The following is a 6,465-nucleotide window of genomic DNA, read 5'->3' on the forward strand; positions in this document are numbered from 1 at the left end:
GCGCAAATCTAAGGAAGCGATCATGATCGGGCCGGACGCGCCAAGCGATACTAGGCGAGCAAAGCGGCCAGTCCCTGAGCAACAGTCTTGCCGGGGTCGTCCAGGCGGTTGGTCGGCAGTCCCGTCGATGCTTCGATATACTCCGCAACCAGCGCGGTGAGCGCGGCGCCGCCTGTCAGGGTAATTCCATCCTCGAAGATGTCATGGGCCAGGTCGGGCTCAATTGTCGCAAATGCGGTTCGCACGGCATTGGCCACCTCTGCGGCATATTTCTCGAAGACTGGCCGCAACTCGTTTACGCTGATGGACAATGTGCGGGGAAGTCTGGCCCTGACGTCCAATCCTTTGGTTTCGACATGTGTCGTAAACGGGTCGTTCAATGCGTCCGACACCGCGATTTTGAGTTGCTCGGCGCTGGAGCGTCCGATCCGGAATTGGCGTTTAAGGTGCAGGTGATGGATCAATGCCGCCTCCAGAGCATCGCTGCCCCCGCGAACGGACCGCGCGACGCATATGTCGCCGAGCGACATGACGACGACGTCCGTCGTCCCAGCACCGCAGTCGACGATCATCCGGCCGCGTGGCAGGCTGATATCCAGCCCCGCGCCGATCGCAGACAGCAGAGGTTCCGCCAGCAAATGCGGCTCATCCAGTCCTGCATCGACCACCGCTTTGGAAAGTGCCCTGCGTTCTGCCGGGGTGGCGTCGGTGGGTACACCGACGATGACCCGGGCACGCCGTAGCCGTCGTCGCGATACCGCCGACCTGACCGCGATCTTGAGTAATTCGCTCGTTGCGGCCACATCGACGAGAACACCGTTTCGCAATGGGAAGGCAGTGCGCAGCTGCTTTACCTCGCGTCCTATCACCGGCTTTGCATCATGGCCGACGGCAAACAATTTGGCCGTAAGGTCGTGTCCCCCATCAAAGCAGCAAACGGATGGCTGATCGAACACGATGTCCCCGGATTTGAGCACTACGCGCGTGTTGGCGGTGCCAAGGTCGATTGCGATATCTGCCTTCTGGAACGGCCATGTTGGCGAGCGGTCTAACATATCGGCCTTCGGCTTGAGGAGCAGGCTCTGTGCCTCGGGCGGACTGCCCCGTCGAGCTATCAATTGATATCATGCAGCGGGGGGCGGTCCGTCATCCGACTGGCGCTCGCGTTCCGAAGGCGCGACAGCAACGATATTGTCGTTGGCGGACGCCGTCCGTCTTTCGCGACGAGAGCGGTTCAAGGGGAAAGATAGCCCACTGCCGCCCCCGGCGATTTGGCGTCGAAACTGACCAGCAACGATAAGGTCCATGATAGCGGCCTCGACCGGCGCTTGAGCATGGCTGATTTCGACGTTGCGGCAGTGGTCCAGCAAAAGGGTACAGGCCTTGGATATACACCAGATCTGCCCGGACCAATCCGCTCGATTGATAAGCCTTGCAATCCGTTCCGCACCGCGCGGCGAATGAACGACGATTCCGTCGATCGTGGGTAGCGACTGCCGGATGTCGAGCATCCAGCGAAGCGGGACCGGCCGAGCCGCATATACGGGACGCCGCTCAACCCGGTAACCGAACCGGCCGAGATACCCCTTTAGGTCACCTGCCGAATGTTGACCGCAGAAATGGACGATCCGGGAGGGCGGAAGCGTGTCGAGGATGAGGCGTTGTAGTGCGACTACGTCGCCGTTCGCCGACCAAACCTGCCGGTAGCCAAGGGCTGATGCGGCGTCTGCGGTTTTGTCGCCAACGGTAAACACCGGAATATCGAGGCGATCCGCTGACACAGAGTGATGTCGCACGCCGTTGCGACTTGTAAAAATCAAGCCCGCGGGTCGTTCCCCTGCCACATCAATGCTGAGCGGCCTGATATCGAGAACCGGTGCCGCCAACGCGTCGTGACCCAGCGCCACCAGGTTCTTGACCGTCCTTGCATTGTCGGGCGCGGATCGCGTTACCCAAATGCGCATAGGGACTTCGCTTCAGGATAGGGTGCCGCACGAACGGCACGGGCACCGCGTGGATGCTCAACCTCGTCGATACGAACTTCGATAAGCTGGCCGCTCCGGGATGGCCACAAAAGCCTCTGCCCCTCATGTATGCCCATCAACGCCGATCCATATCGCGAACCGACGCCGATTGATTCCTCCGCCGTTTGCTGGCCGTGCACGATCCGCCCAAAGAGGCTTCTGCCGTTTACCGAATAGCGAACTAGGCTGCCGATCCGGACGAATGGCGATGCGCAGGCGTGCTGCGGCGCCAAGCCGGAATTCTGAAGCTTCTCTCCGAGGAGATGCGCAATCAGGTGATCATCGACCGCAAGTACTAGCCGACGCAAATAACTCGCATCGGTCGGTGCGAGCGTCACCTCAAGATCGGTATGCAGCGCTTTCCAGATGCGCACGAGCGGCCCTACCATGGATGGGCAGACTGTTTCCATTGTCCGACCCTCAATGCGGTTTCGCGGGCGCGGAGATGGCGCGTTGGGCGCGAGCCAGCTGCGCGACGCTGCTGGCGACGGTTCGGGCGCGTCTGAAGATTTTGCGGTCCATCGACCGAAATTCCGGGTCCGAACACATGAATTGAAAACCGCCGGGCACGCTGACCGTAATGCCCACCAAGCGTTTGTCGGCTTCGACTACAAACCTGTCCATCATTTACCTCATCGGATGACGACCAATGTGCGGGCAAAATCCCACATAATCGGTGGCCATGTTTAAAGACCGGCAGAGCCGGGCGATGAGAGCCCTAGGTGAGTTGCTTCCCCGAAGCGCCGTCACCCAGGGCGGGCAGGCGTGCGGTGCTGCTGCCTGGATGGATCTCGCCATGTCGGATGAAAATCGTCGCGAGCATCAATTCGACCATGATCCTTGGGTGCACGAAGTCAAGTGGGGCGCCGGCGTGCGCCGAGGGTCGGCGGCCTAAGCCGACCCTCGGTCGAGAGCCGAGGGACCGGCTGAGGCCGCCGATAATGTCAGGCGGTACGTTCCAGCTGCGTTACCTTGATGATCGTAAGCCGACGCTCTTGGCCTTCGCGGTCGGGCCAGAGGATGGATTGCCCTTCGCGCAGTCCGATCAAGCCCGCGCCGACCGGCGTGAGTATCGAAATACGCCCGGTGGAAATGTCGGCCTCTGGCGGATAAACAAGCTGGACGGTCCGGCTTGCACCATTACCCTCGTCCACGAATTCGACGGACGATCCCATCGTGACCACATCGGGCGGAACCTTGTTGGCGGCGTGAAGCTTCGCGCGCGAGGTTTCCCGAATAAGTAGCTCGCTGACCTGGGGGAAACGATGTTCGATCCCCAGCGCAAGGTCTGACAGTTTATCCGCCTCTTCTTCGATCATGTGAATTTGGGGCCGCGACGCCGCGGAGCGAGAAACAGTCATGATAATCTCCAACGATCGCCGCAGGCCCTATTTGGCGCAGCGTCCAAAAGCGGTCGAACTCGGGCTCTCGAGCGGCGACCGATGTTATGTGAATGTAGAAGGCCCCGAGCTCTGCGAGACGTGACGGATTAGAGCCCGGGGCTACGCGCCCGCGAGCAATTGTCCCGCCTTAGTGCGATATCGGGATTGGCGTGCACAACAATGCATTGCAGATAGATGTGCCTGCACGGCACGCGTGTCAAACGCCAAAGCGGTAATTCCGTCTTTGCTCACGCAAACTTCCCGCTTTCTGATGAGAGCAAGGCTCAGGTCGAAAGGCTGCTGGATGAGACTGGAAAGACGCTTGGCGAGCAGTATCACGGCACGATGGAGGAGCAAGGCAAGCCAATGCTTGATAGTCTTCGTGCAGGCGATTCCAGCTTTTACCGGAACGATGATCAGCAGCAGATGACCTTCATCCAGTTCATCAGCTATCAGTATTTTCGAACAGCGAAAATCCGGAATGGCTACCGAGCCATTCCGCTCGAACTCCCGCATGATCGCGATAGGACGTGGCCGATTGAAGCCTTCATCTACGCGACCAATCTGGGAACAAGCCTCTACGCCCAACGCCGTGAATACGAAATTGTGATGATCGACAATCGGACTGAAAAACCCTTCATCACTGGCGATCAGCCAGTCATCAATCTGCTCGGCTTGAGCGACCCAGAGGTTGAACTTTTCTATCCACTGACCCCTCGACGAGCCATGATCCTTTCAGCCAGCAGAGAGCGTTATTCTAGCAGCCAAAAGGACGCGGGTTCGATTGAGGTAGAGGGCTACAATTTCCAGATGTATCAGAAGTCAGACACCCAGCTTTACGGTAACGACAAGGACTACTTGGCCACCTTTGCGGGCCTGCCGAAAGGTGATTTGAGCGGCTAAGACCGAGAGGTGGCACTTGAGCATGATGGCAGGTTCCGTGAGAAGCAGCCATCCGCGCCCCTTTGGGTTAAACGGCGCATTGTGGTCGCGGGCCGCCATTGTTCAGTGGTGATCGAACGGCAGCTTCCCGCCTTTCGCGGCCGGGAACCTGTCTTTGAGCAACCGGCCCATGAACGGCGGGTCTGGTCTCAGCAACGGTTGCCGTTCGGCAATGGATCGCTTGCGTTCTGGTCGCTCGATCCAGTTGGACGGAAGGGGACGATAGGATTGGATCATCGGACCCATCACACTCAATCTGTTAGGGGACGATGCTTCGCCCGAGTAAATGATCGACCTTGTTGGCGATCGCAGCACAGGAGGGCATCGATCTCCCGAGACGAACAACTGTGCCGCATGCGGCAGTTGATATTAATTCGGACCTTCCAGGACCCTGCAAACGTTGGCTGATCCACGCCTATCAAGAAGATCGCTATGGGCAACAGTATCACTGGTTCGTTTAAGACCCGCCGAGATGCCGAAATGGCGGTTGAGCGGCTCGTTCAAGAATTTGGAGTTGAGAGAAGCGATATCTTTATCGTGGCCGAGGGCTCTCAAAACAGCGAGGGCGTTGATGTGGACGGTTCTGATAGCTCCACCATTCCATCTGGCGAAGAGGCCCGCGATGATGGCGCCCATGCCGGTATGGTAAAGGTCTCGGTCGATGTGAATGACCCTTCTGCTGTGGATAAGATCGTCAGCGCTTTCGACGAGTTTGATGGAGCGATAAAGGTCGATCAATGAGTGACGCTGTTAGGGACGTTGGTGGGACCACCGGCGCGGATTTCGAGCCCAGGCCCAACCGCGCCGAGCGACGACGGCTTGCGGCTGGGACAAAGCGGCCTGGTAAGGCCTGCGCTTGTTGCCAACCTGCAACCAGTGATGCTGCCATTGATATTCATGGCTCCCAAATGGGCGGCCGAATTAGATCCTAATTGATGTTGGAGGCGTCATTTAACAGTGAGCACCATCCATCCTTACGATTTCCAGCGTTTCATCAGCGCACAGGAGGCAACCTATACGGAGGCGCTTGCAGAAATCCGGCGGGGTCGGAAGCGGACGCACTGGATGTGGTTTATCTTTCCCCAGCTTGCAGGCTTGGGAAGAAGCGAAATTGCCAAGCACTACGCAATCGGCTCGATCGATGAGGCCAAGGTTTATCTGACCGATCCGATCCTGGGTCCCAGACTGCGCGAAACGGTTGCGGCGCTACAGGATCTCCAAGACGTGAGTGCAATCCACGTCTTTGGGGAAGTTGATGCGCTCAAGCTCCGATCGTCGCTGACGTTATTCAGCATGGCAGGTGGCGGGCCGTTGTTCGACGCGGCGATCATTCGGTGGTTTGGTTCACCTGACCCCGTAACCGCCGCCCTGATCGACCGTGAGAGGTCTGACTAAATCCCGGTCACGTGTTTCGAACGTGTTGTGCAGGTGCTGAAAGCGCCGAACCGACGTTGACGCGAGAGCCCATAAGGTGGAACATTATAGGAACACAGCGAGTCGTTCCTGCAATGCCCTCTACAAATGCTCTTCGCGATCAGATCGCTGCCCTTAGGGCCGCCGTCGCACCGGATCAGACTGCGACGAAGGCTGTGCTTCCCTTTGGGATTGGCGAAATAGATGATCAACTCGCGTGCGGCGGGCTGACCACGCAGGCGCTTCATGAAATCGCACCTACGACGTCGACCTTGAGCGATGATGCGTGCGCAGCGCTGTTTACAGCAGGCACTGCTGCGCGATTTGCTTCGGCGCCAAACGCGAACGTGCTTTGGGCGCTGTCCCGCTACGATCTTTACGCTCCTGGACTCGAGCAGGTGGGTCTAGGCCCTGCAAAGCTGATCCACGCCGAAGCGCGCGAAGATGCCGATGTGCTTGCTTTGGTGGAAGACGCCGCGCGCCATGGGGCGTTTGCGGCCGTGGTGGGCGAGGTCCGGAAAGCGAGCATGACGGCGTTGCGTCGGCTTCAGCTGGTCGCCGAGGATGCGGGGGTTCCAGTGCTTCTGTTGCGCCGGTGGAAGCGAGCTGCCAGGTGCCCCCTATCCGAACCTTCAGTCGCGACGACGCGCTGGCGTATCGGCGCGGTCCCTTCCGCGCCACTCGGTGTGCCGGGCATCGGCAGG

At 59.1% G+C, this 6,465-nt stretch carries 9 protein-coding genes; 5 read left to right on the forward strand and 4 right to left on the reverse strand.

All coding sequences use genetic code 11. From position 1 onward, the window contains the following. Nucleotides 1-50: 50 nt before the first annotated feature. From ACX0GZ_RS14435 to ACX0GZ_RS14445, 3 genes are all read right to left on the reverse strand, one after another. Nucleotides 51-1,055 (reverse strand): rod shape-determining protein, encoded by a 1,005-nt coding sequence (locus ACX0GZ_RS14435; RefSeq protein WP_458817450.1) that lies wholly within the window; start codon nucleotides 1,053-1,055, stop codon nucleotides 51-53. Between the two features lie 69 nt (nucleotides 1,056-1,124). Then, the gene (locus ACX0GZ_RS14440; RefSeq protein WP_458817451.1) at nucleotides 1,125-1,964 is read right to left on the reverse strand and encodes a uroporphyrinogen-III synthase; all 840 of its coding nucleotides are present in this window, start codon (nucleotides 1,962-1,964) and stop codon (nucleotides 1,125-1,127) included. After that, the gene (locus tag ACX0GZ_RS14445; protein WP_458817452.1) at nucleotides 1,949-2,413 is read right to left on the reverse strand and encodes a hypothetical protein; all 465 of its coding nucleotides are present in this window, start codon (nucleotides 2,411-2,413) and stop codon (nucleotides 1,949-1,951) included. The genes ACX0GZ_RS14440 and ACX0GZ_RS14445 overlap by 16 nt, the downstream gene beginning before the upstream one ends. Between ACX0GZ_RS14445 and ACX0GZ_RS14450 the strand changes: the two genes are divergently transcribed. After that, nucleotides 2,412-2,714, forward strand: coding sequence for a hypothetical protein (locus tag ACX0GZ_RS14450; protein ID WP_458817453.1), 303 nt, complete (start codon nucleotides 2,412-2,414; stop codon nucleotides 2,712-2,714). The genes ACX0GZ_RS14445 and ACX0GZ_RS14450 overlap by 2 nt on opposite strands. Nucleotides 2,715-2,968: 254 nt before the next feature. On the opposite strand, the gene rnk is transcribed toward ACX0GZ_RS14450, so the two are convergent. Next, nucleotides 2,969-3,385, reverse strand: coding sequence for a nucleoside diphosphate kinase regulator (gene rnk / locus ACX0GZ_RS14455; RefSeq protein ID WP_458817463.1), 417 nt, complete (start codon nucleotides 3,383-3,385; stop codon nucleotides 2,969-2,971). 216 nt (nucleotides 3,386-3,601) lie between these two features. Here rnk and ACX0GZ_RS14460 point away from each other — a divergent pair, with 216 nt between their 5' ends. From ACX0GZ_RS14460 to ACX0GZ_RS14475, 4 genes are all read left to right on the forward strand, one after another. Next, nucleotides 3,602-4,309 (forward strand): DUF4238 domain-containing protein, encoded by a 708-nt coding sequence (locus ACX0GZ_RS14460; protein WP_458817454.1) that lies wholly within the window; start codon nucleotides 3,602-3,604, stop codon nucleotides 4,307-4,309. A 471-nt stretch (nucleotides 4,310-4,780) separates the two neighbouring features. Continuing rightward, nucleotides 4,781-5,089 carry a hypothetical protein gene (locus tag ACX0GZ_RS14465; RefSeq protein WP_458817455.1) on the forward strand — a complete coding sequence of 103 codons (309 nt, stop codon included), beginning with the start codon at nucleotides 4,781-4,783 and terminating at the stop codon, nucleotides 5,087-5,089. A 216-nt stretch (nucleotides 5,090-5,305) separates the two neighbouring features. After that, the gene (locus ACX0GZ_RS14470; protein WP_458817456.1) at nucleotides 5,306-5,743 is read left to right on the forward strand and encodes a DUF1810 domain-containing protein; all 438 of its coding nucleotides are present in this window, start codon (nucleotides 5,306-5,308) and stop codon (nucleotides 5,741-5,743) included. Nucleotides 5,744-6,033: 290 nt separating this feature from the next. Beyond that, on the forward strand, nucleotides 6,034-6,465 hold a 432-nt coding region (locus tag ACX0GZ_RS14475), incomplete at its 3' end, for an ImuA family protein (protein ID WP_458817457.1).

It is taken from the genome of Sphingomonas aestuarii (genome assembly GCF_054457155.1).